20 protein-coding genes are annotated in these 25,803 nt (G+C 61.5%); 7 read left to right on the forward strand and 13 right to left on the reverse strand.

All coding sequences use genetic code 11. The features are described 5' to 3' along the window. A partial coding sequence (locus NKI38_RS28880; protein ID WP_352663699.1) for a beta strand repeat-containing protein occupies positions 1–2,684 on the reverse strand: 2,684 nt, incomplete at its 3' end. 335 nt (positions 2,685–3,019) lie between these two features. On the opposite strand from NKI38_RS28880, the gene NKI38_RS28885 reads away from it, so the two are divergent. Further along, positions 3,020–3,964, forward strand: a complete 945-nt coding sequence (locus NKI38_RS28885) for a transglutaminase-like cysteine peptidase (RefSeq protein ID WP_352663701.1) — start codon at positions 3,020–3,022, stop codon at positions 3,962–3,964. A 25-nt stretch (positions 3,965–3,989) separates the two neighbouring features. On the opposite strand, the gene NKI38_RS28890 is transcribed toward NKI38_RS28885, so the two are convergent. From NKI38_RS28890 to NKI38_RS28945, 12 genes are all read right to left on the reverse strand, one after another. Then, positions 3,990–4,631: a ribbon-helix-helix domain-containing protein gene (locus NKI38_RS28890; RefSeq protein ID WP_352634851.1), complete on the reverse strand. Its 642-nt coding sequence runs from the start codon at positions 4,629–4,631 to the stop codon at positions 3,990–3,992. Next, complete coding sequence (locus NKI38_RS28895; RefSeq protein WP_352663703.1) at positions 4,621–5,910, reverse strand: HlyD family type I secretion periplasmic adaptor subunit; 1,290 nt, start codon at positions 5,908–5,910, stop codon at positions 4,621–4,623. Before NKI38_RS28895 ends, NKI38_RS28890 begins: the two co-directional genes overlap by 11 nt. Before the next feature lie 42 nt (positions 5,911–5,952). Next, positions 5,953–8,085, reverse strand: a complete 2,133-nt coding sequence (locus tag NKI38_RS28900; RefSeq protein WP_352634855.1) for a type I secretion system permease/ATPase — start codon at positions 8,083–8,085, stop codon at positions 5,953–5,955. 39 nt (positions 8,086–8,124) lie between these two features. Beyond that, positions 8,125–9,573 (reverse strand): TolC family outer membrane protein, encoded by a 1,449-nt coding sequence (locus tag NKI38_RS28905; protein WP_352634856.1) that lies wholly within the window; start codon positions 9,571–9,573, stop codon positions 8,125–8,127. Between the two features lie 419 nt (positions 9,574–9,992). Continuing rightward, entirely contained in the window at positions 9,993–10,529 is a 537-nt protein-coding gene (locus NKI38_RS28910; protein WP_352663705.1) for an invasion associated locus B family protein, read from the reverse strand. Continuing rightward, positions 10,526–10,993, reverse strand: coding sequence for a DUF4189 domain-containing protein (locus tag NKI38_RS28915; protein ID WP_352663707.1), 468 nt, complete (start codon positions 10,991–10,993; stop codon positions 10,526–10,528). The genes NKI38_RS28910 and NKI38_RS28915 overlap by 4 nt, the downstream gene beginning before the upstream one ends. A gap of 49 nt (positions 10,994–11,042) precedes the next feature. Further along, on the reverse strand, positions 11,043–11,729 hold the full coding sequence (locus tag NKI38_RS28920) for a hypothetical protein (RefSeq protein WP_352663709.1): 687 nt from the start codon (positions 11,727–11,729) through the stop codon (positions 11,043–11,045). Positions 11,730–11,742: 13 nt separating this feature from the next. After that, a complete protein-coding gene (locus NKI38_RS28925) occupies positions 11,743–12,321 on the reverse strand; it encodes an invasion associated locus B family protein (RefSeq protein WP_352663711.1) in 579 nt (192 codons plus the stop codon). Positions 12,322–12,329: 8 nt separating this feature from the next. Then, positions 12,330–16,523 carry a YadA-like family protein gene (locus tag NKI38_RS28930; protein WP_352663713.1) on the reverse strand — a complete coding sequence of 1,398 codons (4,194 nt, stop codon included), beginning with the start codon at positions 16,521–16,523 and terminating at the stop codon, positions 12,330–12,332. A 211-nt stretch (positions 16,524–16,734) separates the two neighbouring features. Beyond that, a complete protein-coding gene (locus NKI38_RS28935; RefSeq protein WP_352663715.1) occupies positions 16,735–17,151 on the reverse strand; it encodes an AraC family transcriptional regulator in 417 nt (138 codons plus the stop codon). A gap of 758 nt (positions 17,152–17,909) precedes the next feature. Then, positions 17,910–18,110 (reverse strand): hypothetical protein, encoded by a 201-nt coding sequence (locus NKI38_RS28940; protein WP_352663716.1) that lies wholly within the window; start codon positions 18,108–18,110, stop codon positions 17,910–17,912. A 170-nt stretch (positions 18,111–18,280) separates the two neighbouring features. Further along, positions 18,281–19,318: a LacI family DNA-binding transcriptional regulator gene (locus tag NKI38_RS28945; RefSeq protein WP_352663718.1), complete on the reverse strand. Its 1,038-nt coding sequence runs from the start codon at positions 19,316–19,318 to the stop codon at positions 18,281–18,283. Between the two features lie 281 nt (positions 19,319–19,599). Here NKI38_RS28945 and NKI38_RS28950 point away from each other — a divergent pair, with 281 nt between their 5' ends. From NKI38_RS28950 to NKI38_RS28975, 6 genes are all read left to right on the forward strand, one after another. After that, positions 19,600–20,619 carry a sterol desaturase family protein gene (locus tag NKI38_RS28950; protein WP_352663720.1) on the forward strand — a complete coding sequence of 340 codons (1,020 nt, stop codon included), beginning with the start codon at positions 19,600–19,602 and terminating at the stop codon, positions 20,617–20,619. 96 nt (positions 20,620–20,715) lie between these two features. After that, entirely contained in the window at positions 20,716–21,702 is a 987-nt protein-coding gene (locus tag NKI38_RS28955) for a sugar ABC transporter substrate-binding protein (RefSeq protein WP_352663722.1), read from the forward strand. A gap of 141 nt (positions 21,703–21,843) precedes the next feature. Next, complete coding sequence (locus NKI38_RS28960; protein WP_502899403.1) at positions 21,844–22,881, forward strand: ABC transporter permease; 1,038 nt, start codon at positions 21,844–21,846, stop codon at positions 22,879–22,881. Between the two features lie 11 nt (positions 22,882–22,892). Continuing rightward, positions 22,893–23,708 carry an ATP-binding cassette domain-containing protein gene (locus NKI38_RS28965; RefSeq protein WP_352663724.1) on the forward strand — a complete coding sequence of 272 codons (816 nt, stop codon included), beginning with the start codon at positions 22,893–22,895 and terminating at the stop codon, positions 23,706–23,708. A gap of 122 nt (positions 23,709–23,830) precedes the next feature. After that, entirely contained in the window at positions 23,831–24,850 is a 1,020-nt protein-coding gene (locus NKI38_RS28970) for a Gfo/Idh/MocA family oxidoreductase (RefSeq protein WP_352663726.1), read from the forward strand. After that, positions 24,847–25,800 (forward strand): sugar phosphate isomerase/epimerase family protein, encoded by a 954-nt coding sequence (locus tag NKI38_RS28975; RefSeq protein ID WP_352663728.1) that lies wholly within the window; start codon positions 24,847–24,849, stop codon positions 25,798–25,800. The genes NKI38_RS28970 and NKI38_RS28975 overlap by 4 nt, the downstream gene beginning before the upstream one ends. Positions 25,801–25,803: the final 3 nt, after the last annotated feature.

Genomic DNA, 25,803 nt, shown 5'->3' on the forward strand with positions numbered 1-25,803 from the left:
GAGCCCGACGCAGCCGCGCCGTCCGCGCCGTAGTGGTCGTTGCCCAATATTCCGGCGACCGTGCCGATCGTCAGATCCGTCACGTTCTCCGCATGATTGGCAAGCACGCCATCATTGACCGCCACCGGCCCGTCATCGTTGACCTTGACGGTCAGAGACGCATTGGCCGTGTCGTTGTCACTGTCGGTGACCTTTACCGCGAAATTTTCCCCGGTCGCCTGGTCGGCGGCCCCGATCTGGTTGGGATTGGCGTTCGCCACGTTATTCGAGAGCGTGTAGCTGTAGCTATAGACGCCGCCGCTTAAGGTCACCGTCAGCACGCCGTTGACGCCCTGGACCGTGCCGCCAGAAGTGACATCCACCAGGGTGCCGTTCTTGTCCATCATCTCGAGCTTCTGCAGCGTGTCGCCACCCGTGGTGATGTTGAACGTGCCCGCCGTGGTTTCCGATTGATCCGAGTTCAAGGCCGGATCGGCAAGCTCGCCTGTTCCCGCCGGCAGTCCCTTCTCGTCGACAACCGCGGTCGCGTTGACCGACGGCGTCCCACCATCCGGCGTCACATCGATCGTCGGCGTCGAGTCCTTCAACAGGTTGATCGTCACCGTCGCCACCGACGAATCGCCATCACCGTCAACGATCTGGTACTGGAACGTCACCGTCCCTTCCTCGCCGGCAACCGGCGCGTAGGTGAAGGTGCCATCATTGTGGTAGGTAATCGTGCCGGCGCCGCCGCTCAGCGAGTTCGCCACATAGCTCACTTTAGTCTGATCGGTGATGGCCACTCCGTCCGCGCCAGACACGTCGTTGGCGAACACGTTCACCGTCACAGCGGCGTTCTCGGTCGCCTGCGTGGCGCTGTCATCATGCGCCGTCGGCACGTCGTCGACGATGTTGATGGTGAGTGTGGTGGAGGCCGGGTCGCCGTCGGTATCAACCACCTGGACGGCGAAATCGTCATGGGTGGTGTTGCCCGAGGTGTTGTCCAGCAGCGTGTAGGAATAGGTGTAGCCGGTCCCCGGCGTGCCGGTGATGGTCAGGTCGCCATACTGGCCGTGCACCAAAATGCCGCCGGCCGCGTTGGTCACCTCGATCTGGGTGTTGTCCTTGTCGGTCACATAGAGGTGGCCGATCGTGTCGCTGCCCGTGGTGATGTTCAGCGAGCCCGTCGCCGTCTCGCCCGGATCGCTGTTGTTGGTGCCGTTGTTGTCGGCAATCTCGCCCGAACCCGCCGGCTCGATACCGCGCGCCGCAAGGCCCGCTTCGTTCACCGCGCTGTGCCCCGACGCATCGGGAGCCTCTGGCGTCACATCGATCGTCGGCGTCGAGTCCTTCAACAGGTTGATCGTCACCGTCGCCACAGACGAATCGCCGTCGCCGTCAACGATCTGGTACTGGAACGTCACCGTCCCTTCCTCGCCGGCGACCGGCGCGTAGGTGAAGGTGCCATCATTGTGGTAGGTGACCGTTCCAGCGCCGCCCGCCAGCGATCCCGCGACATAGCTCACCTTGGTCGGATCGGTGATGTTCACTCCGTCCGCGCCAGGCACGTCGTTGGCGAACACGTTCACCGTCACAGCGGCGTTCTCGGTCGCCTGCGTGGCGCTGTCGGCAACCGCCGTCGGCACGTCGTCGATGATGGCGACGGCAAAGGTGGTGCTGGCGGTATCGCCGTCGACATCCGTGACAGTGATGCTGAAATTGTCCGGAACCGTATCGTTGGGGTCGAATCCGTTCGTCTGATTGGAATGAGTGACCGATTCGGTCACCGTGTAATTGTATTCGATAGCGCCCGTGGTCGGATTGAAGGAGACGATCGTGATGTAGCCGAAATCTCCCGGAATCTTGTCGCCGACCGCGGTGACGGTGACGCCGTTGATGACGATCGACCCGATTCCATCCGGCGCCTCAATGCTGATTGTTCCAGTGCTGGACGTTTCCGAATGGCTCGGCGCATCGCTGCCCGGCGATTGTGTCGGGCCGCCGTCAAGGCCGGTTTCGCTGGCCGCCTCATCCGGGGCAAGCAAGGACGTGGCCGTCACTGTAACCTGCCTGTCGACGATCGAGGGGAACAGTTCGCGCCGGTCCAATTGACCAAATTGCAAGGCTGTCGGCGGCAGCAGGGCCGACAGGTCGAACCCGTCGCCGATGCCGCCGGGAGGGACCGAGAAGTCTCCGCCTGCGCTCGAGTTCGAACCGCCCGGGCCGGCCGATATGGAACCGTCGGCACCGAAGGCAACATCGACATGGCTTGCTTCCAGCGCTGCAAGCAAGGCAACGCGCGGCACTTCGACGTCGCCGATGATGAAGGTCGGCACGTGCAAGGCGCCGTCCTTGATCACGATCACCGAGCCGTCGGCCTGTTCGAGCACAAGGTTGTTGCCGTCGACCTTGATGTTGTCGATGGAAACGTTGGACGGAAGTTTTACGATGTTGCCAGCGTCAGCCACATATTCGTGTGGTGCGGCCGCCGCGGGTGCGTTTGCCGTCGCCGGCGCCTCCGGCTTGGCGGGCGCTCCGCCGACATCGACCGGCACCGGTTCGGACGCTGCCGGCGCGGGCTGCTGCGTCGCCGTTGCTTGTGCGACCTGCATCTCTGCCGGCGAAATCTGACTGTTGTGTTCACCGGACGCAGAATGGTCGTCCATGGAACCCGAAAAGCTGTCCAGATCGATATTGGTGGTCATTGCTGAAACCCCTCCGTCATTTCCCGGAAAGAGACAGTGGCCACCTCTGCTTTGCAACAGTCCTGCAATCTATTTCATATATTCCGATATGCATGATTCGGCATTTTTTACACGTGGTAAACTACAGCAATATAACCTGATATACATTGACGCCCGCGGGAGCCGAAGGGATGGAGGTGAGCCGGAGCCGAGCCGCGATTCTTTGGTAAATAGAAGTATAAATTTGCATAAAATTTTATGTAAAACAGATGAAGTGGTTTGGGGGAAAGTTACCCACCTTCCTTTCCAATAATTTGAGACAAGATTGGTAGCGTCCACAGTCAAAGGTGGGCGTCATGAAAAAAGAAAACTCAGCCTCGGGAAAAACCGGGCTCAAAGTGTTCCTGCTGGCGATCGGACTTGTCGGCCTGGCAGGGCCATCATTCGCGAATGCCGTTTCCGGCGATGTCGCTGCCGCCGGCACGCTTCTGGAAAAGATCCAGACGACGCCCTGTCTCGGCGGTGTATCGCTGGCCAGGCCTCAGCCCTGGCAGCCAGCGGCCCCTTACCGGATCGGCATGGTGTTCGGCAGCTATGGCCCGGCGGCTGCCGATCGAGGCAACAGCTCATCAATGGCACAAGATGCGGCCGGGATAGATCCGGTGCAGACGTCGTCGATCATTCCGGGCGTATTCGGATCGGTTGCCTTGTCCATGCGCAATTTTCCCGTCGCGGCGCGCTGGGCACCCGTCTACCGGGCAATCACCGCCTGCTCGGCGGGCAGCGCCTGCGAGCGCAAGAGTGCGGCTTTTGCTAACATGATATCCACCGCTCAAGGCAAGGGATTCAGCGAGAAACTATCCTTCGTCAACAGCAGCGTGAATCGCCTGATCGCCTACAGGAAAGACAGTATCGTCTACGGCAAACTCGACTATTGGGCGAAGCCGTCGGAAATTCTCGAACGGCGAGCCGGCGACTGCGAGGATTTCGCCATCCTCAAGATGACGGCTCTGCTGCGGGCCGGCATTCCAACGCAGAGCATGGCGCTGGTTGTTCTCCAGGATCGCAAGCGAGGCTTCTTTCACGCAGTGCTGTCGGTGAGCACGGGCAGCGGCACCTTCATTCTCGACAGCCTGAGCAACACGGTTGTGCGCGACAGCGATCTGCCGGATTACGTTCCGCTCTATTCGTTCAGCACTGACCGGGCCTGGATCCATGGCTCGAGACCGGGCGGAGCCCAGATGGCCGACATCAAAGGCGGTTTCGCAACCGTCGCGCCGGGCGAAGGTTTTCAGCCGTAAGGTCTCGTTGGGATTGGCGGTGCATTCAGCCGGCGAAGACGAACGCCATCAGCAACTCCGGCTCGACCACCGGCGCGCGCACCGCATTCAGCTGGCCCCGATATCGACGCTCACCGGCGCCGATGACAAAGCCGGTGGCCACCGGCGTTTCGCCATTGGCATCGAGCCGCGCGAAGATATCAGCCACATTGAGGTCCAGCGCCAGCTTGAGGTCGTTGCGCGCATCATCGCTTGGGGCGATCGGCAGTTGACGCTTAACCAGTTGCTGGAACGGCGCGTTGAAAGTCAGGATCTTCTTCGACGATGCCAGGGCAAAGGCCGGTGACGGGCAAGCGACCAGTATGGCGTTGATGGTATTGATCGACGCAAGTCTTCGCAAAGTCAGGTTTTCGTCCGCCAATCCGCGCATGCAAGCCACCCTGATCGCAGATGTCAGGTTGCCCGTCTGCGCCTGGCTTTCGGCGATCTCGTCGATGAGCATGCCGATCGTGCATTTCCGGTTTTCGGCCATCTGCTTCAGCGCCATCCAGAATGCCCGCTCCAGACGAATGCCGCGTCGTATACCGCCGCGCGCCACGACCCGAAATTCCAGCCCAAAATCCGCGGCTGTGACTGAAGGCAGCAGCCGCTCGCGATCGGAATGATGGAGGCTGGCGCTACCGCTCACTCATCGCCTCCTCACGCGCCTTGTTGATCGGCTTCAGGAGGTAGTGCAGGATCGTCTTGCGCCCGGTCTTGATGTCGACTGAACAGATCATTCCGGGGATGATCGAATAGGCTTTGCCGTCTCTCTGAAGCGTCGATTTGTCCGTCGCCACACGCACCTGGTAATAGGGTTCCCCTGTCTTCTGATCGACCAGGCTGTCGGCCGTGATATTGGAGACCTTGCCTTCGATGCCGCCGAAGATCGAGAAATCATAGGCGGTGACTTTGATAAGCGCTTCCTGATCGGGGCGGATGAACGCGACATCCCGTGGCGAAACCCGTGCCTCTACCAGCAAGGTCTCGGAGGTTGGCACGATGCCGGCCACGACGGCGCCAGGCTGGACGAAGGCCCCGACCGTGTTCAGCTCCAGCGTGTTGACGATACCGTCCACCGGAGACCGGATATCGGTGCGCGCGACCTTGTCGGTCGCCCCCCTTATGGTTTCATCCACCACCGAAAGATCCGCCAGCGCCTGGGTAAGGTCGTCCAACGCCTCCTGCTGCAATTGCAGGCCAAGTTCTTCGACCTGAAGCTGAGCTTCCGTGATCGCCGCCTTGGCCTTCTTGACGGTCTCGCCCGCCAGGTTCAGCTGACCGTTGAGTTCGGTTTGTTCACGCTCCACCCGGAGCTGCTCGGTCCTTGCCATCAGGCCTTTCTTGACCATCGCGTCGACCAGTTTTGCCTCCTGGTCGCTGACGGCCAGGTTCTTGGTCAGACGGTCGGAATTGGCGATCGCCTCGGCCAGTTCCTTCTCGCGCTGATCGAGGCGTGACTTGAGCACGGATAGCTTGTTGTCGAAATTCCCGCGTCGGGCGATGAGCAGCTTCTGTTCGTTATCGCAGATTTGCGGAGCGATCGACTGAATGTCCTGCGGGCACGGAAATGGGCCCGAGAGATTGCCGGCCTGTTCGTATTTCAGCCTTGCTATGCGCACTTCCAGCGCGCGCGCCTTGGCCTGCTGCTCGCCGAGACTGGACGTATTGAGCGTGTTGTCCAGGCGAATGATGAGATCGTTCTTCTTCACGATCTGGCCGATCGTCACCGCGATTTCCTGAACGACACCGGCTTCACTCGCTTGAATGATCTGCGTCTTGGAAGCGGGTATGACCTTGCCGTCGCCGCGTGCGATCTCATCGACTTCGGCAAAGGATGCCCAGGCGACAAAAACGACGAAGAGCGCTCCTATGATGAATATGGACGCCGACGCAAAGAGCGGCGGTCGATCTTCCCTGGCAAGCATTTCCCACGCCCCAACGCATTGGATGCATTACTATTTGTTCTATCAGGCGCTTGTTTTCTGCAACGCCTGTATGACTTGGTCCTTCGGTCCGTCGGCAACGATCTTGCCCCGTTCGACAACGATCAGGCGATCGGCCAGTTCAAGCATGCTGAAACGATGTGTGGAGACGATCAGCGTGGTGTCGCGGTCAAACGCGACTTTGAGCTGCTTGATCAACTGGCGTTCCGATGCGAGATCCATCGAGCCCGATGGTTCATCGAGAAAGACGATTTTCGGCTTGGTCAAAAGCAGGCGTGCGATCGCCACCGTCTGCCTCTGGCCGCCGGAAAGATTGGTGCCGCGCTCGCCGACATTCATGTCGTAGCCGCGCGGGTGGCGCGAGACGAAATCGTCGACGCCAGCCGCCTTTGCCGCTTCGATGATCTGCTCATCGGTAGCCTCGGGGCATGCCATCAGGAGGTTTTCCTTGATGGTGCCCGAGAACAGATCGCCAGCCTGCGCAACGATGCCGACCGCGGCGCGAACCTCGGACGGGTGATACTGGCGAATATCGATCCCATCCAGCAGCAATTCGCCGGAAGTGGGCAGGAAGAGCCTGCCGATCAGCCGGCCCATCGTCGTCTTTCCCGATCCGATGCGGCCGATGATGCCGATCCGCTCGCCCGGCTTCACCGAGAAATTCAGGCCGGTCAAAACCTCATTTTCCGTGCCGGGATAGACGAACCCGACGTTTCTGAACACCATCGCCCCGTTGCGAATGGGGCGGTTGACAAACCCCACCGTATCGGGTCGGTCTTCCGGCTGAGCCATGATCGAGTTCACCATTCTCAACGAGAGCATGGCCTGGCGGAACCGGGACAGCGTGATGGCGATCTGGCCGAGCGGAGCCACGGCCCGGCTCGCCAGCATCACCGTTCCTATGATCGCTCCCGTCGAAACATGCCCTTCGGAGAAGGCATACGCGCCGGCCACCACCAGAGCGACGGTCACCAGCTGTTGTATGGACTGGGTTATGTTGCCCGCGGCCGCCGAAAGCTGCTTGATCTTCTCGGACGTGTTGGCGGCGTTCTTGGAGTGCTCCCCCCATTTTCGCAGCAGATACGCCTCGGCGCGCAGCGACTTGATCGTCTCCAGCGTGGAGATGGATTCGACCAGCAGGGACTGGCGTTGCGACGCTTCGTTCATCGAGGCGGCGACGCGCTTGCCGATGCGGCGCTGGGTAATCAAGCCGACGATGACGGACATCACGAAGGCCAGCGCCGGTATGACCACCAGCCAGTCGCCTATCGCATAGATGACAAGGAGAAAGACGAAGACGAATGCCGTGTCGATGAACACGCTGATGGTGTTCGAGGTGAAGAACTCCCTGACGAACTCATATTGCGTGACCCTGTTTGCGTATTCACCGGTCGAACCGGGACGCGCCGACAGCGACGAGTTCAGCACTTTCTCGAACAGGAGATACGATATGCGAAGATCCGCCTTGCGCCCGGCATAGTCGATGAGGGAGGCCCTGGCCGTCTTCAAAAGCAGATCGAACAGGATGACGGCGCCAATGCCGATTGCCAGAACCCACAGCGTCGATATCGCCTTGTTCGGCAGGATCCGGTCGTAGACGTTCATCGTGAAGATGGGCGAGGCTATGGCCAGGACGTTGATGAACACCGCCGCCAGTACGACCTTCGAATAGGTGCGCCAGAAAGCGCCCATCGTTCCGGTAAGCCAGTGTCTCCGCTCGATCTTGGCCGCCGAGCCGACCGACATGCCCTCGGCGGCATTGGCATAGGTGATCGAGAAGGACGCTCCGCCGCTGATGTAGCTGGCGGCGAGTTCCGATCTTCCGATTGCGGTGCGGCCGTCTTCCTGGGGCGCGGTGATATACGCACCGTCTTCGGTTTGAGCGAGCAGGGCAACAGGCAACTGGCTGACGCGAAAGACGATGGCGGGCAAGTCGATGCGGCCTCTGAGAAAGTCGCGATGACTGAACTCGGTGACTTCCATGCCGATGCGCTCGGCAAGGTGCCTGATGTCGTCGATTTCAATTCGCGTGTCCGAGAGCGGCACGCCGGCAAACAGCACGGTCCCGGCGCTCGGCCTGCCGAGATATCCGGCAACAGCTGAGAAGCAGGCCTTGAACGCCTCCTTGGGGGAGAGGATGTTTGGTTGCTGGTTCACGATCTGCCCGTCGGGACTCTCGCTAGACCTTGTGCCGTCTTATTTCTTCCTGACAGGGGCGAGAATGTCGAAAGGCAGGTCGTTCTTCTGCTCCGACGGCGTCCGCGCATAGGTTTCAGTGTCCGCGGTTTCCGGTGCCGCAAACTCGGTTCGCGCATAGGCCGTCGCTTGTTTCGCCGGCTGAAGGTTCATCGTTTTCAGCAACTGTCCGGTCGCGGCCAGCAGCCGGTACTGGGCAAACAGCGATGCATAGGACGAGGTATCAGCCAGCGTCGCCGTGTTGAACCGCGTATTCTGCGCATCCAGCACGTCGAGCAGCGAACGCTGTCCGACTTTGAACTGCTCGCGATAGGAAACGACCAGCTTCTCACTGGAGGCGGCTTGTTGCCTCAGGGTCTTTGCCAGATCGGCTTGCCGGAAACGGCGATCCCATGAGGTGCGAACGGCTTCCTCGATTTCGCGCTGGACCTGATGCAGCGCCAGACGCTGTTCGCTGGTACGGCGGATCTGCTCCTGCTCGTTGGCCTTGTCGATGCCGCCGCGATAGAGGTTCCAGCGCAGGACCACACGCGCCTGCAGGTCGGTGGTGTCGCCATCGTCGCCGTCAATGTCAGCTCCCGCCCGCGCGCGACCTTCAGCGATGATGGAGGGGCCAAATTTTGCCCGCGCAGCATCCACGAGGGAAGCCGCCGCGTCGATGTCGCTGTTGGCCATATGTACGCGCGGATTGCTTTCCCGCGCCAACCCTATTGCTTCGTCAAGCGAGCGTGGGAGCGCGGCCGAGACATCGCCCGGCCTCGAAGGGCTGGTCAGTGGCTTTCCGACGGTCTTGAAGAAGCGGATCTTGGCCGCTTCCAATTCCTCGGTCGCCTCCTGCATGCGCGCCTTGGCTGCGAACAGCCGTTCCTCGGCTTGTTGCCGGTCGGCCTCGTTCAGCGCGCCGCCCGAGATGCCTTGCCGGATGTCACCCAGAATTGCCTGGTGGAAGCCGAGATTTTTCTTCGCTTCGGCAACGATCGAAGCCTGCAGCATGTACTCCAGGTAGTCCTGGACAACGGACAGCCCGATGAATTCGGACCGTTCCAGCACCCGGAACGAAGCGCCGTCGACGCGCGATGCCTGACGGTTCAATTCGGCCCGCCTTGCGCCGCTGTCATAAAGCGTCTGCGAAACGGTAAGATCCGTTTCAGCCGGATAGAGTGAATCGTCCTCTATCGACAGTGAGCGCCGGGATGGATTGTCGAGCCGGCGAACGCCGGCCGATGCCTCGACATCGACACTGGGAAGATAGAGGCCCTTGGCCTGCCGCAACTCGAACTCGATTGCTTCGCGGTTTTCGATTGCCTGTCCAATCTCGGGATTGGATTCCACCGCAACGGCCATCGCCTCCTTGAGCGTGAGCGCATGAGCACCCCCGCAGGTCAGCATGGTGGCCGCCATCAAAAGACCAAGGCGCTTGCCTATGGTCGACATGCTTGTCGTATTCATTTTAACCCACCCTAACGTTTCCCCAGCGCCCGTATTCTTGAGCGCTATAGCCAAGCCAAGGCCTGTCCATCGGTGGATTATTCACAGATTCATGAAATATGAGAGCGAATATTGATTTAGCGGTCGCTAAAAAGGTGATTCAGATCACAAGGGCTGCGAGATGTAACAAAAATGGCACATAGATACCGACCCGCTGCGGTTGTATCCGAACGCCGTCACGTGTGGAAAAGCTCGAAAAACAGAAGGCGGTTGGCCGATGCGGGCAGAATCATACCGGCCGGATAGTAGCTATTGACGGCCGAAGCCGCGGTTGGATCGCTATTTCGGACAACGCCACGACGTGCCGCGTCGAACAATGCGCCATCGGCGGCGACACTGCCCCGGAGCCGCACACCGATCGCAGGCTGCCCCCGTCTTTTTCAACGCGCGCTTAGCGCGACCATGCGGTCGAGCGCCGAAGTCAGGCCGTGCAGCGACACCGGGAATGTCATCGGGGTCTCGGCGTTCGTCGTGACGTTGAGCTTCAGCACCGAGCCCTCTCTCATCTTTCCAAGTATCGGCCGGTCGATGGCAAAGACCGCGAGGCAACCCGTTGGCAGGCAGGTCCTGAAGCGCTGCGGGGACAAAGGCGGCTGATCGTCGATTTGGAGCGTCACGCCCGAATCGAGCAAAATGCCGAAGGGCAGAAGCAGGGTAGCCGTCGTCGAACCGTCCGCGCGTCGCGCGATCTCCACGGCAAGAAGCCTCTGGCCGCTCTGCTGGACTTGGTCCTGCGAAAGTGAGCACACCCTCGTCTTTTCGCGAATGGAACAGGCCACGCTCCAGTCCTGATAGACTTCGCGCAGCGACGATGGTCCGTCGGGAACAGCCGCCACCTGTTGCTGGGCCAACGCCGGCGACATCAATGACAATACGATTGCCCCACATGCGGAGACGGCCTTGGGGCCAAGCTTCATGTACAAACCCACTCGCGTATCTTGCATTCGGTCCCCGCCGCCTCGCAGGCATGCAGAGCGAGGTCTTCCGCTTCCTTGCGGGTCTCGGCGGAGTTCACGCCCCAGGACGTCAGCCGGTCGGACTGCTTCTTCTCGGCCACGGCCAGGGCGCCGCAGTGCTTGTAGGGAAAGCCGGTCTCGTCGTCGTCGTTCCAATGGCGGTGGTTGCGGAACACGGTGACAACAGTGCAACCCTTGCCGCCGGCGTTCTCGCAGTATTTCATCGCGGCGTCCTTCGCTTCCTGGCGCTTGTCGGCGCCCCAGAAGAAGCCGTGCTTGGTGTCGGCGCTGGAATAGGCGATCGCCCCCCAAATGCCCTTTTCCTCCTTCGGCTCCGGCTCCGGCGGTGCCACAAGGTCGGCCGAGACAACCTGCCCGCTCCACAGCAGGGCCATGCACAAAACTGCCAGACGTCGCGATTTCATGGTCTGCAATCCTTTCCAGGAGCCCTCGCCCATTCGCCTATCCCGTGTCTCACTTCGACGCCGACGCGATGGAAATCACCACGCAGCTATTGCCTGTCGGCAGGAGAAGCGCTTGACCCGAATTGCCGCCGAGCTCGTACACTTCGACCTGCCCGAGATGGTCGGTAATCTTGCTGCCTTGCGGAAGAACGGACGGGATCTCCGAACACGGGCTGGCGAACGGCGCCACCCGCACCATCGCGCCTTCGCAACCCGAAGCGGTGGGCGATGCGAAAACCACGCCGGCGGCCGGTCCGCTGTATTTTTCTGTCGCATAGTCCATGCCCACAAGGGCCTGCACCGCGTGTTTGTCGGCGGCCTGGTCGTTCCACAAGGATTTGACGCTGTATTTCGCGCCCGTCGTCAGAACCTGTCCGAGCACCGGAAAGATTGTCGAGCAGGCCTGCACGCCGGCCTGTTTGACGTGTTCGAGGAAAGGCGTGTCCGGCAATGCGGGCGGCGCCGTCCCGGCCTGCGCGGCGGTCGGGGTGCCGACGAGACCGGCGATCGCGGCATAGTTCGCGGCAGCGAAGCCGATGCCCATCATGGCCAGCCCCAGCAGCGAGAAGCCGAGAACGCGCGGCCACCGCCGCTGCCGCTCGGCGATCCTGTTGCGATCGGGCTCGACGGTCCTCTTGCGGTCCGGCTCGACGCTCGGGCCACGCGTTGCGGAGATGAACGGGTCTTGCTGGCTCACAATGCTGCCTCGGTTATTTGACTGGCGACAGGGCTTCCGTCAGCCCCTTGAGTGTTGCGGTCACGGTGATCGTCTGGCCGTCGACGGTCGCGTAGGAGATCGCCGGCGTGGCGTTCTGCGATATCTGCTGGCGCATGACGGGTCCGACCGGCAGCATCCCGACGCAGACCATTTCGTTGCAGCCGTTCAAGTGAACGTCGATTGCCTGGTTCCGCCCATCGAACTTCAGCGATACCAGGCCGTCGCTCTTGGCGTTCGGCGCGGTGCGCAGGATCATGTACGGCTTGCCGTCCTTGGTGGCCGCAAGCGACCAGCTGAATGCGACCTTTCCCGCCTGGTCCTCGATAATCTGGGTGACGTTGCAGACCTTCTGGCGGGCCTTCAGGTTCTCGTCACAGATCAGCGTCCAGTTCTCGAACGGGCGAGTGGTCCGTTGATATTCGCCAAGCTTTACGTCCGGAGGCACCGCGACTTCGGAAGGCTTTATTCTATAACCGGCAGCAGGGACCGCCTCCTGCCCAGCTGCGCACAGGCCGGACAGGAGCAGGCAAGTCATGGAAATTGCGACAGCAGAGACTGCTTGCCTGATCATGACCTGGCTCAGTTCAGAGTAAGGCTGACACCCGCGCCAACACCCCAGTGCCCGCCCGCGGCCGTGCCGGACACATTCGCTCGAACGCGTCCTTCCTCACTGGTGTAACCCGCACCAAACGCGAGGGCACCTTCACCGCGCCAAAGGCCTCCGCCGGCCGCCACGCTCAGCTTGCCGGGACGGTCGTCGTACCGCAGCGAGGCGGCCGCCAGGCCGATCGCGGCGGCTTGGCGCGCTTCACTCCGAACCCCGCCCATGTCCATGTTGAGCTGGCTAAGCTTGGAGTCCGTGTACGCATTGGCTTGCTGGAGCGTGGTGCCCGCCACCTTGTCGGTATAGGTTTTCGAATCCGCCAGGTTGAACGACAACCCATCCGTGAGTTGCTTGACGTTGACCGCATCATTGTTCGCGACGCCCGCCCCGACATTGTGGATGACCACCGGCGCGTTCGGGTCGCCGCCGGCGAGCGTTAGCGAGTTGGATTTGTTGCCGTCCACGTTCTTGTCGTACTGGACGGAGAACTCAGTGAGATCGCCGACACTCCCTTGCATTGCCTCGACTGCCTGGTTGGTCGCAAAGAGCTGGCTGCCGTTGATGGCGTCGGTAGAGCTGGAACTGATCCGGCCCGCCGCCACATTGGTGACGGTGCGCTCGTTGCCGACGCTGCCGACGCTCACCGTGCTCGTCGGAGCGGTTCCGGCAAACGTGTAGTTGACGCCGTTGATCGTGGTGCTGGTGGTGGCGACCGCCGCCGCCGTCGTCGAGCCCGCGCCGAGAGCGACGCTGCCCGGCTCGTTGGCCGTGGCGCCGGCGCCAAGCGCCATTGCCTGGGCGCCGTTGGCGGTCGAGTTCGTGCCGAAAGCAATGCTGTCGGCCTGATTGACCGTCGCGTTCTGGCCGATCGCGATGCCTCCCGGCGCCGTCTGCTGCACGATGGCGCCGTTGCCGATGCCGATGCCGTTGTCGCCGTTGACGGTCGTGCTCGGACCAACCGCAACCGAATCGGTGCCGACCGCAACCGAGTCCGATGCCGTCGAATTGGCGTGGAAATACTTGGTCCCTGTCACCGCGAAAGAGCTCAGCGCGCCCTTCAACTGGCGAAGCGAGACCGCGTCCTGGTCCTCCGTGCCGTCGGCCACATTGGTGATCTGGCGATAGGATGTGGAGGTGCCCACCGAGACGGCGCCGAGCAGTGTCTTGTCGGTGGTGTTGAAGGGAATGAGGCCGGTGCCGGCGAGAACCGATCCCGATACGGGCGCTACCGCACGATCCGAGACCGAACCGGAGCCGAGCGCCACGCCGCCGTCGATGCTGACATTGCTGTCGCGGCCGAGCGCCAGCGAATTGTCGCCCGACGCGGTCGCCTGGTAGCCGACGGCGGAGGAGCCGACCCCTTGAGCGAAAGCGTCGGTGACGGGAAGCGTCGAGTCGTTGGTGCGCACATAGCGGATGCCGTCGCCATTGGCGTCGGTGAAGATCGTCGACGTGTCACCGGCGATGTTGGCGATCGTATTGCCGAGATTGGTGATGTCGGCGGTGTTGGTGGCGGTCGTATTACCAAGATTGGTGATGTCGGCAGTGTTGGTGGCGATGTTGGCGGTGTTGGTGGCGATATCTGTCGTGTTCTGCGTCACTTGCTGATTGGTCGCGAACAGCTGCGAGCCGTTGACGGCGTCTGTCGAGGAGCCGCTCAACCGCCCGGCCGCGACATTCTGGATCTGGCGTTCGGCTCCCAGCGAACCGACCGAGAACGCGCCGGCCGGAGTCCCGCCCGCGAAGGCGTAGTTCACACCGCCGATCGTCGTGCCGCCGACCGCGGTCGTGGCGCCGGATACGGAATTGAGGCCGATCGCCACGTCACCGGCATTGTTGGCTATCGCGTTCGGGCCGACCGCGACGGAATCCGTCCCGAGCGCCTGAGAATCCGCCAGAACCGAGTTGGCGTGGAAATACTTGATGCCGCCGCCGGTGTTGATGTCGGTGATGGTGCTCCCGATGTTGGCGATATCGGTCGTGTTCTGCGTCACCTGCTGATTGGTCGCGAACAGCTGCGAGCCATTGATCGCGTCTGTCGAGGCGTTGCTGAGCCGGCCTGCCGCGACATTGGTGATCGTGCGCTCCGCGCCGAGCGCGCCGACGCTGACGGTGCTCGTCGGGGTCGTGCCGGCGAATGTGTAGGCCGTGCCGCCGATCGTCGTGCCGGGCGTGCCGACAGCCACGTCGGTCACCGAGCCCGAGCCCAGCGCCACGTCGCCGGAACTCGCCGTCGCCGTCGCGCCATTGCCCAGTGCCACATTGCCGACGAAGCCGACAGCACCTGCGGTCGAGCCGTTGCCCAGCGCCACCGAGCCTTGCCCGATCGCCTTGTTGTTGTTGCCGATGGCGACCGCGCCATTGGCCATATTGGCCCCGGTTGCGCTCGCCGTGCCGTCGCTGTTGGCGATGTTGTTGGCGCCGCCGGTGAAGGCGCCGGTGCCGCTGGCGTAGCTCGGATCGCCGATGGCGACCGCGCCGTCGCCATAGGCTAGGTTGCCGTAGCCGATGGCGACCGCCTTGCCGCCGTCGGTAGTCGCGCCCGTGCCGATAGCGACGGAGTCGGCGGAGATCGCGCCGGCGGCGGTGCCGATGGCGACCGCATTTTCGCCTAGTGTCACCGCGCCGGCTCCGATTGCTGTCGAGGCCGCCGCTGTCGCGATGGATGTCGTGCCGAAGGCGATGGAATCGTCGCCCTGGGCAGTGGTCGAACGGCCACCCGCGAACGCACGGGCACCCGTGGCCTTGGAGCTGGAACCAAGCGAAGTGGCGTATGTTCCGCTAGCCGTGGCGCCCAATCCCAGCGCGCTGGCATTTGCGGCCGTTGCTGCAGCGTTGTTGCCCAAAGCCGTGGTGGAGACGTCCGTGGCCTGGGCTCCAGAGCCCGCCGCGACCGAGCCCACTCCGCTCGATACGGCCGAATTGCCCAGGGCCAGCGCGAATTGGCCCGAGGCCGTGGCGACATTGCCGAAGGCTGCCGAGTTTAATGCAGATGCATTTGCCTGAGGACCGATCGCGACGCCATTGGTGCCGGCGGCCTGGGCCTGGAAGCCCACGGCTGCCGAACTGGCGCCGCCCGCCGAGGTGCCGATGCCGAGCGCAGTGCTGCCGACTCCGCCGGCGTTGGCGGTGACGCCGGCCGCGAGAGAATTGGTTCCTATCGCTTTCGCTCCGGACCCGAACGAGGATGCGTTTATGCCGCTGGCGACGGACGCGTTGCCGATCGCCGTGCTGGCAGAGCCGCTCGCAACCGAGGAGGCGCCCATCGCTATGGCAGCCGTTCCCGTCGCCTTGCTTTGGCGTCCGATCGCAGTGGCGTCGACCTGAGACGCCAGTACGTCCGTGCCGAGGGCGATGGCACTCTCTTGAAGGGCGCCCATTCCCGCAGCGGTTCGGTTGCCCAGATTGACGGCATTGATCGCGGTCGCGGTCGCCTGGAATCCGATGGCGATGGCATTCTGGTTGCTTGCGACGGCGCTATTACCTTGGGCAAGCGAATCCAGCCCGGATGCTGTAGCCCCGAACCCGAGCGCGGTGGCGCGCAGCCCGGTCGCCCGGGTAACATAGCCGATCGCCGTCGAGTTCGTTCCGTCGGCACGCGCGTTCAGGCCAAAGGCGGCCGCGCCTGTGGTTGCAACCGAATTGACGCCAATGGAACTTGCTCCGTCCCCGTTGGCCTTCGCGTTCCCGCCTAACGCGAGGGCATTGACGCCGGTTGCCCCCGCGAAGACGCCTATGCCTATGGAGTTGAGGCCATTGACACTCATCGAATAACCGATGGCGATCGTAGCGTCGCCCGTTGCACTGTTGGAGGTGCCCAACGCCACGGCGTTATTGCCATTCGTCGTGGCACCGTTACCGACGGCAACGGCGTTGGCGCCGGTCGCCGAACCGCCGCCGGCCTGGTATTGTGCCTGGGCCGGCGCCGCAGCCATGCCTATCGCGAAGGCGCCCAGGGTCGCGGCCGCCGACATCCCGCCGACGCCCAGCGTTCCCAGACCCATATTCTTGCGGCCAAGGCCGAGCACGCGGTGGGCCATGCGCAGCACCGCCATCAGGCGGCGGCGTCCCGAACGCGAGCCGCGATCGGCACCCGCAACCCACTGCCCGGTGAAGTTCACCGCCCGATTCCGGACGAACGAGTCACTCGAAATCTGATTGTCGGTCATGGTTCCCTCTCCGCTGGCCGGCACGAAATGTCTGACAATTCCGCTCCACAGCAGGAAGACATGATTCCTGCCTGCGGTATTTCAGGAAATTGCTGTCTCGTGAGAAAATATCGCCGCTGCCCGGCATAGGTTAACAGCTCGTTACTTTAGCCGAACCTTCAATAAGAGGTCAGCCGCGCATAATTCAGAACTTGTGTAACTTAGCCGCCGTTTAAGCTTCGCGCTTAATCTTTCCCATCCGCGCCTGTAACGGCGTTACCTGCCGGTATTTCTTCATGACCGTAGTAAAATGGCTCTGGCTTGAGAACCCGCTCAAATGAGCGATGTCGGCGATCGTCAGGCGCTTGTCGAGAAGCAGTCTTTCGGCGAAGTCCAGCCGCAGATCGAGAACATGCTGATGCGGCGGCACCCCGAACGTTTTGGCGAAAGCCCGCACAAAATGGTAGGGTGAAAGCCCGCAAACCGCGGCCATCTCGGCCAGCGCCAGCTTGCGCGAAAAGTTCTCGTTCAGGAACTCCTGCACCCTGCGTGCACCGCGGACCGAAAGTCCGCCTTTCACGTTCGGCGTCGGCTGCCGCATCATATCGGTTCCGGAAGCCCATTCCAGGGTATCGTCATCGCGCCGCATCCTTCAGTCTGCTGAGACCTCCCATACGGAAATCAACCTGAGGGCGCATCTTCTGTTCCCTCAAGAAAACAATTCGTGATTGGTCGGACCGACTTATGCTGGCTCTGCTCCGCAAACGAGAGGGATCAGCACGAAACGGGCGACTGGCCTCGGCACCGATGATCCCGGTCAGCCCGGATCTGGATGCATGCGCCGGCACAATCCCAAGGGAATGCTCCGTGGCGAGGAACTTCTGCGATCCAGGGCTACGGACGGAGTATACCGCGCTGCCCTGCGGGGTGGCCCCTCTCGGGCCTGCACTTTCAGGAATTATATCGAACACATGTCGAGCTGTCCGCGCCCGACCGACGCCCCGGGAAACGCCGCTTTCCCGGGCTTCGTCCGCATTTTTCATCCGCCTCGCCTCAGCCGCTCTGCCTGCCGCCTGAAATCCCCTTAGCCCACGCCCCAAATCAACGTAACGCACACGCCTCGGATGAGGAAGAACTCCCATGCGCAAAGAAAAATTTTTGTTTGGGATAAAGAGAAAAAAATGACCCAGAGAGGAAATTCAAGAACATTTTTTTCCGGCGGTCGCGAGGTCTTCCTCGTCAACGCGTTTTCGTTCATCAGTCTTGGTATGAATCGGCGACGCATTTCCGCACGGTGCCAAACGCCGATATGAAGGCCGCATCGAGCCTCCGCCGGCCTGCGACCTGGTTTTGCCACCTGCGGCCAGGCAACAACGCGGGATAAAGTTAGCCGGTTGCGCCCGGACGCTAGGAACCATTGCGACGCTGCTCGTACAGATCCCACGCAAGTTCCACAAAACCCAGAAGAACATCCTCCTCGCTCCACCCGGCCGCGACCGCCGCCTGGACGATCTCACGCACGAGAGGCAGCAATTGGTTCTGACATTCGGCCGACATGTCGAGGGCGGCGTCATCTCCAGGAGGCCTATTGAAGTTGAATTTCACCATTCGGCGCTCCCCTCGCCCACAGTCAAAATGTTACATCGGTAATTTTATTTTCAGCTGATATACAGTAACTCCGGGGCCAAGCATAGGAAACCTTCCAGGATCGAAATGGCGCAGGACAATGCCCGATCAAACCTCTCTATGCTTTCCTGTCGCATGCACGCAGTTGCGGATTAGATGTTCTCGCGGGTGTAGATCTCGAAGGGAAGGATCGTCGTGAAATTGCCGCCTTCGTTCGGAGCGGAGACGGCGCGGACCATGCCGGCCAGCGCTTCCTGCGCGATGCGGGCGAGCGGGTGCGAGATGAGGACGGTTAGCGTGCCGTCGAGTAGCGCTGCGCGGGTGACGTCCATCAGCTCGTAGCCGACGACGACTACCTTGCCGGCCCGACCGGTGGAACGCAGTGCGGCAATCGCTCCGGTGATGCCGCCACCGGCGATGTAGAGGCCCGAGAGATCCGGATTGTCGATCAGTAGCTTTTCGGTCATCTCCTGCGCTATGGCTCTGGATTCGAAAGTCAGCACCGGCTCAAGCAGCGTGAATCCCGGCGCGTGCTCGCGGAAATAGGAACGGAAGCCGCTTTCGTTCATCTCCTGGCAGCGGTAGCGGTGATTGCCGACGAGGATGCCGAGCTTGCCGGGCTCATGGCAGACGTGTTCGAACACCCAGGCCGCTGTGCGCCCGACCTTCCAGTTGTCCAGGCCGATATAGTGGATCTCGCCCGTCGCCGAGATCTGCGAGATCAGCGCGAAGACCGGCACGTTTCGGACCTGCAACGCTTCCACTGCCTGGACGACAAGAGGATGGACCGCGGCCACCACGCCCAGGGCGTCGCATTCCTCGCCCAACGCCAGTATTCGCGACGCAATGTTTTGGGGCGACAGGTCGTCGAGAAATTCCGTCCGCAGCTCAATCTCGCAGTCGGGCATGGTTGGCGCCGCCGCGCGCAGCGCCTCGGCGATGTTGTGATAGAAGGCGCGGCCCGGTTGGTGCAACAGAAAGCCGAACCGGTAATGCGGTCGGGCGGCCGCTATGCGGCTGCGCAGCGCACCCATGCCGTAGAAGCCGATCTGCTCCGCCGCGAGCCTGACGCGCTCGCGCGTGCCCTGGCGGACAGCGCCCGAGTCGCTCAGCGCCCGGTTGACGGTGGCCACGGAAACATTCGCCTCGGCGGCCACATCCTTGATCGTCGGCCGCTTATTCTGATCCATTTCGTCTCATGAGACTGTAGCAATTGATACAAACATATCATTCGTTGGGAAATTCTGACACGAATGATACAATCATTTTGGAATAAACATTCTATCCTTGATTCATTTTGGATCAAGATGTTTATCTCTGCAAAAGCAAGCAAGGCGGAAAACGCCAGCCCAAGGATAGCAGCCGCACCGCGCAGACATGGTTCTGGCCTCCGCCTTTCAGGCGGGGTGGGACAGCGTGCGAGCCATCCCAGGGTATGGCGGGGTTCGGCATTTGCGGGTGGAGGATTTGCATGGACGATCTCAAATACGGCATGCGCGACAAGCGCGGCGACTGGAAGCCAAGCGAGCGCCTCGAGACAGCGCCATTATGGTACTGGCCGCCCAGGCTGCCGAAGATCCTGGCATGGCTGCCCGGCTACATCTGGCCGTGGAATGCGTTCCACATGGCCACCACCCTGCTCTATTGGTTCTATGTCGTGCCCAGCGTCGAGACGATGAAGACGATCAGCTGGGGCTGGCCGCTGTGGCTCTATGCCGTCAACGCCGCGGCGATCTTCGTCTTCTACGGCATTTTCGAGTTGCGCTACTACGTTCAGCGCGCGCAGGCGACGCGCTTCAAATACAATCACAAATTCCCCGGCGACACGCCTTCGGATGTGTTCTGGTTCCAGAGCCAGAACCTCGACAACTTCCTGCGCTCGTTCTTCATCACCATTCCGTTGTGGACGGTGGTCGAAGTTATCTTCCTGTGGTGCTTTGCCAATGGCTACGTGCCGTGGGTCGGCTGGCAGGATCATCCGGTCTACCTGGCAGCACTTGTGCTGGTCGCGCCCGCCATCCACGAGGTCCACTTCTTCTTCATCCACCGCCTGATCCACTGGGGACCGCTCTATCGCTGGATCCACTCGGTCCACCACAATTCGATCAATCCTTCGCCCTGGTCCTCGCTGTCGATGCATCCGGTGGAAGGCTTCCTCTACCACGCGGTCGCCTTCTGGCATCTGATCATACCGTCCAATCCGATCGTGGCGCTGTTCCAGCTGCATGTCGCCGGCTTCGGCGCCGTCAACGGCCATCTCGGTTTCGAGAAGCTGGAGGTGACCGAGGACACGGCCATCTCGAGCGAAGCGTACGCACACTACCTGCACCACAAGTACTTCGAGGTGAACTATGGCGGGGAGGGACTGATCCCGCTCGATAAGTGGTTCGGCACCTGGCACGACGGCACCAGAGAGGGCGACGCCATGATGGACGCCCGCTTCCAGAAAAAGAAGGAACGCATGAACGCCAAGGCCGCGGCGAACCCTTGATCACGTGACGCGGTGCGCAACGGGAGAGGTGCGTACTCGCGAGATCACCGATTTTTCTAAGAATCCGTCCGAAGACGGCAAATGGGAGGAAATGACATGAAGCGTATCACCAAATTCCTGGCAGCGGTCATGCTTGCGAGCGTCGCGGCAACGGCGGCCACATCGGCAATGGCCGAGTCGAAGGGCGCGAAGATCTTCGTCATCGGCGGCAAGGCCGACGATCCGTTCTGGTCGATCGTCAAGCGTGGAGCTGAGGACGCCGGCAAGGTGGTCGAGGCGCAGGGCGGCTCGGTGACGTGGCTCGGGCCGCAGAACTACGACAATCTCGGCGCGGATGCGGCCGACCTGATCCGGACCGCGATCTCGCAGCATGCGGATGCCATCGTCGGCCCAGACTGGGTGCCTGAATCCATGGACGACGCCTTCAAGGCCGTGGTCGCGGCTGGCATTCCGCTCATCATCTATAATGCTGGCGGCCTTGACGCGGCGGACAGGCTTGGCGCCATGAACTACGTCGGCAGCGATGACTACAAGGCGGGCTTTGCCGGCGGCGAGTATTTCGGCAACCACGACCTCAAGAACGTGGTCTGCGTTAATACTCTGCCTGGCGCCGCCAACCTCCGTGCGCAGTGCGCGGGTCTGCTTGCCGGCATCGCAAAACATGGCGGCAAGGGCGTGGAATTGCCGCTGCCGATGAGCAGCTTCGGCAATCCGACCGCCGTGGCTCAGGCTCTCAAGGCACATCTGCTGCAAAACGCGGACGTCACTGGCGTGTACACGATCGGCAACGTGGACGCCAACAGCGCTGCGAACGGCATCATGCAGGCGGGCTTGAGCGATAAGGTCAAGCTTGGCGGCGTCAACATGGACGAGACCATACTTGCCAACATCAAATCGGGGTCGCAGCTATTCACCATCGACCAGCAAGGCTACCTCCAGGGCTACCTGGCGGTGTCGATCCTGAATGGTCACGTCAACTATGGTCTGACCGTTCCGACACGTGAGATACTGACCGGTCCCGGCGTCGTCGATGGATCGAACGTCGATGCGACGATGGTGGGTGTGAAGGCTGGCGCCAGATAGAAGTCGCAAGCTCTCCGCGATCGATGTGTCCGGCCCCAAGGCAAAGCCGACGGCCGGGCACATTCCTCGACAGTGAGCACTGCGCCGTGGCGTGTTGTTAGCCCGCCTCAAAAGAAACGCCGAGGATTCCCAATGAATTCAATGGTCGGAAGTCAAACAACTGCCAAGGTTGGATCAACGCCCGACGTCGGGCTGTCAATCGCCACTCTCTTGCGCCGCCCTGAAATGGGCTCCTTTCTGGGCATGCTGGCGGTCTTCGCGTTCTTCGCCATTTTTGGTGGCGTCAATTTCGTAACCGCGGGTGGCTCGGCGAGCTGGTTGAACGTAGCGTCCGAGATCGGAATCGTCGCACTTCCGGTCGGGCTCCTGATGATCGCGGGCGAGCTGGATATTTCCATCGGTTCGGTCATCCCGGCGGCATCGATGACAGTCGCGATAATTTCGGGCCACTACGGGCTTCCGATCATAGTCGGTGTTCTTGCCGCGCTTGCCCTTGGGCTCCTTGTCGGTTTCATCAACGGGGTTCTCGTCATTCGAACCGCCGTGCCTTCGCTGATCGTCACACTCGGCAGCCTCTTTGCCGTGGCAGGGCTAACGCTGGGCGTCTCGATCATTTTGACTGGCAGCACCGGCGTCGCCATACGGGCCGACCCGTTGGCCAAGGCCATCTTTGGCCAATTTGTCGGCGGAATGTTCCAGGTCACCATTTTCTGGTGGCTGGGTGCGGCGATCATTGTCGGCTACCTCTTGCACTTCTCGCGTTACGGCAACTGGATCCTCGCACTGGGGGGCGACAAGGTAAGCGCTCGCAACGCCGGGATACCCACCGACCGCGTTATCATCCTGTTGTTCATGGGCAGTGGCCTGTGCGCGGCATTCGTCGGCATGTCGCAGGCGTTGCTGTACAACAGCGCCCAGGTTTCGACCGGGCAGTCATTTATCTTCAACTCGATAATATCGGTGGTCATCGGCGGCGTGCTGCTCACCGGCGGTTTCGGCTCCGTGGTGGGTATCGTTTTCGGAACAATCACCTTCGCCATTGTCAACCAGGGCATCTTCTACACCGGCTTCGATGCCAATTGGGCGAGCCTTATCATCGGCGTCCTGCTGTTGGCGGCAGTCCTCATGAACAACACGTTCCGCAAGATGGCGTTGACCTACACGCCGAAGAAGAAGTGAGGGCAACCATCATGGCCGAACCAATTCTCCAGCTTTCGAACGTCAACAAGTCCTTCGGTCCGATTGACGTGCTCCACGACATCTCCCTGGCCGTCAAAGCCGGCGAGGTTCTCTGTTTGCTTGGCGACAATGGCGCCGGCAAGTCGACCCTGATCAAGATCCTTTCGGGCGTCCATCAACCGACTTCGGGCACGATCCTGATGGACGGCAAGCCGATTCAATTCGCGAGCCCGCGCGATGCCAGCGAGCGCGGCATTTCGACGGTTCACCAGTTCGGCGGAACGTTTCCGCTGATGAGCATCGGGCGATCGTTCTTCGTCGGCCTCGAGCCGACCAGGAAATGGGGACCGTTCCGCTTCTATGATCGCAAGAAGGCCAATGAAATTGCCGTCAAGGCTGTTCAGGAATTTGGCATAACGCGGATCGACGACGGCGACCGCCTCGTAGGCGGCTTGTCCGGCGGCGAACGCCAGTCCCTGGCCATCGCCCGTGCCGTCCATTTCGGCGCCCGGGTCCTGATCCTCGACGAGCCGACCGCCGCGCTCGGTGTGAAAGAGGCGGCTCATGTGTTGAGGATCGTACTCGAGGCGCGCAAGCGCGGTCTTGCAGTAATCTTCATCACCCATCAGGTCATTCACGCCCTGACCGTCGGCGATCATTTCGCCGTCCTCATCAGGGGGGCACTGGCGGCCGATTTCCGCAAGGGTGAAAAGACTCGCGAGGAAATCACCGACCTCATGGCTGGCGGCGAAGCGATGGCGGAACTTGAAGCCGAAATCGAAGCGCATCAGGCAGCGCATGAAAGGCACACCCCAATGCTGACCTGAGACAGGCAGTGCCCGACGAGAACCTCCAAAGATGCGCCACCTCCACGGCGCATCTTCTGACCCGGCCGGCGGAATGAATTACACCGCCGGCCGGTTTCAGCCAGAAACCAGAGAGAGAAAACATGACTGTTCGCATCGCTGTCATCGGCGCCGGAATCATGGGTGCGGATCATGCGCGCATCGTAGCCGGCGACCTGCCCGGGACCGTCCTGCAGGTGGTATGCGATCCGTCGCGGGAGCGCGCTCGGACCGTGGCCGAGGAATGCGGCGCACTGGATGTCGCGTCCGATCCTCTAGCGACGATTGCGCGATCCGACGTTGACGCCGTTCTGATCGCAAGCCCGGACGAAACCCATGCGCCGCTGACGCTCGCTGCCATCGAGGCGAGGAAACCCGTCCTCTGCGAGAAACCGCTGGCCCCCAATTCGACCGACTGCATGCGCATCATCCAGGCGGAAATGAAGACAGGTCGACCGTTCGTCCAGGTCGGCTTCATGCGTCGCTTCGATCCTGCCTATGAAGAGATGAAGGCGCTGCTCATCGACGGCATTCTCGGCCGGGCAGTTATCATGCATAATTTCCACCGCAACGTTTCGGCGCCGGCAAACTTCACCGGGCTGATGGCCATCACCAATTCGGCGCCGCACGAATTCGATGTGGCGCGATTCGTCCTCGATACCGACTATTCCTCGATCTCGGTCTTCCAGCCGGCAGGTGTCGATGCTTCTCAAACGGGTGCGCTCGTCTTCATGGTGCTGGAGACATCTGGCGGCCAACTCGTGAACATCGAGATCAACAACAATGCGGCCTATGGCTATGACGTACGCGGCGAGTTGGTGGGCGAGAAAGGCTCGGTCTTTCTGGGCGCGCCAGCCCACTCCCGTATCAACATCGAACTCAAGTCGATCGAGCGCTACGCGCCCGATTGGCGCCCTCGTTTCGCGGAAGCCTACCGGCTACAGAACAAGGCTTGGCTCAACTTCGTCAAAACGGGTGTGCCGTCGCCGATAGCAGCCAATGCCTGGGATGGCTACTGTGCGACGCTGATCGCCGAGGCCGGCGTAAAGGCACTTTCCGAAGGCCGCAAAGTGGTCCTCGAACGCGCCGAAAAACCTGCATTCTATCTGGGCAAAGCATCATGAAACTGGGTTTTGTATCCGACAGCCTCGGCAGTACTGCGTTTGAAGAGCTGCTGGACGAGGCGGTGGGTCTCAGTGGTGTCGAAATCAACACTGGTGGATGGTCAACGGCACCGCATTTCGATCTGGTCGGGATGAAGTCCAGTGCAGCCGCCCGAAGGGAGTTCCTCAAAGCATTTGCGGATCGCGACCTGGAGGTGATCAGCCTGAATGCCAACGGAAACCCGCTGCATCCGACCGACCCTTCCCAGGCAGAGTGCCTGAAGGATACGATCCGCCTCGCCGGCGAGATGGGTATCAAGACCGTCTGCACCATGTCGGGCTTGCCGGCCGGGAACGCCCAGGATCGGATGCCGAACTGGGTCGTTTCGTCCTGGCCACCGGAGACGCAATCGATCCTGCGCTATCAGTGGACTGACGTGCTCATCCCGTTCTGGGAAGAAATCGTGGCACTGGCGAAGGAAAGCGGCGTGGAGCGCATCGCGCTCGAACTTCACGGCAACCAGTGCGTCTACAATGTGCCATCGCTGCTGAAGCTACGCGAGGCAGTCGGGCCCCTCGTCGGCGCCAACCTCGATCCGTCGCACCTGTTCTGGATGGGTGCCGATCCCCTCGTCGCGACCGAGGCTCTCGGTGCGGCGCTCTTCCACGTCCATGCCAAGGACACCATGCTGAACGCACCAGTCCAGGCAACGACCAGTCTGCTGGAAAACGGCAACCTGATCGATATCGCGGCACGTTCCTGGAGTTACATCACGCTCGGCTTCGGGCACGGCGAGGAATGGTGGCGCCAGTTCTGCTACCGGCTGAAAATGGCCGGCTACGACGGCTGGCTGTCGATTGAGCATGAGGATGTCATGCTCAACAGTCTGGAGGGGCTGGAGAAGTCGGTTTCGTTCCTCAAAAAAATCATGCCTGCCAGGGCCAGCGACTACAAACCGCAAGAAATCTGAGGA

Source organism: Mesorhizobium sp. M0621 (genome assembly GCF_040320745.1).
Classification (GTDB): domain Bacteria; phylum Pseudomonadota; class Alphaproteobacteria; order Rhizobiales; family Rhizobiaceae; genus Mesorhizobium.

Coding starts and splice junctions, on each gene's coding strand:
- NKI38_RS28930 (WP_352663713.1), bottom strand. CDS start 16,523: ATGACCGACAATCAGATTTCGAGTGACTCGTTCGTCCGGAATCGGGCG.
- NKI38_RS28885 (WP_352663701.1), top strand. CDS start 3,020: ATGAAAAAAGAAAACTCAGCCTCGGGAAAAACCGGGCTCAAAGTGTTC.
- NKI38_RS28940 (WP_352663716.1), bottom strand. CDS start 18,110: ATGGTGAAATTCAACTTCAATAGGCCTCCTGGAGATGACGCCGCCCTC.
- NKI38_RS28970 (WP_352663726.1), top strand. CDS start 23,831: ATGACTGTTCGCATCGCTGTCATCGGCGCCGGAATCATGGGTGCGGAT.
- NKI38_RS28945 (WP_352663718.1), bottom strand. CDS start 19,318: ATGGATCAGAATAAGCGGCCGACGATCAAGGATGTGGCCGCCGAGGCG.
- NKI38_RS28925 (WP_352663711.1), bottom strand. CDS start 12,321: ATGATCAGGCAAGCAGTCTCTGCTGTCGCAATTTCCATGACTTGCCTG.
- NKI38_RS28895 (WP_352663703.1), bottom strand. CDS start 5,910: ATGCTTGCCAGGGAAGATCGACCGCCGCTCTTTGCGTCGGCGTCCATA.
- NKI38_RS28950 (WP_352663720.1), top strand. CDS start 19,600: ATGGACGATCTCAAATACGGCATGCGCGACAAGCGCGGCGACTGGAAG.
- NKI38_RS28935 (WP_352663715.1), bottom strand. CDS start 17,151: ATGCGGCGCGATGACGATACCCTGGAATGGGCTTCCGGAACCGATATG.
- NKI38_RS28910 (WP_352663705.1), bottom strand. CDS start 10,529: ATGAAGCTTGGCCCCAAGGCCGTCTCCGCATGTGGGGCAATCGTATTG.
- NKI38_RS28965 (WP_352663724.1), top strand. CDS start 22,893: ATGGCCGAACCAATTCTCCAGCTTTCGAACGTCAACAAGTCCTTCGGT.
- NKI38_RS28975 (WP_352663728.1), top strand. CDS start 24,847: ATGAAACTGGGTTTTGTATCCGACAGCCTCGGCAGTACTGCGTTTGAA.
- NKI38_RS28955 (WP_352663722.1), top strand. CDS start 20,716: ATGAAGCGTATCACCAAATTCCTGGCAGCGGTCATGCTTGCGAGCGTC.
- NKI38_RS28960 (WP_502899403.1), top strand. CDS start 21,844: ATGGTCGGAAGTCAAACAACTGCCAAGGTTGGATCAACGCCCGACGTC.
- NKI38_RS28915 (WP_352663707.1), bottom strand. CDS start 10,993: ATGAAATCGCGACGTCTGGCAGTTTTGTGCATGGCCCTGCTGTGGAGC.
- NKI38_RS28905 (WP_352634856.1), bottom strand. CDS start 9,573: ATGAATACGACAAGCATGTCGACCATAGGCAAGCGCCTTGGTCTTTTG.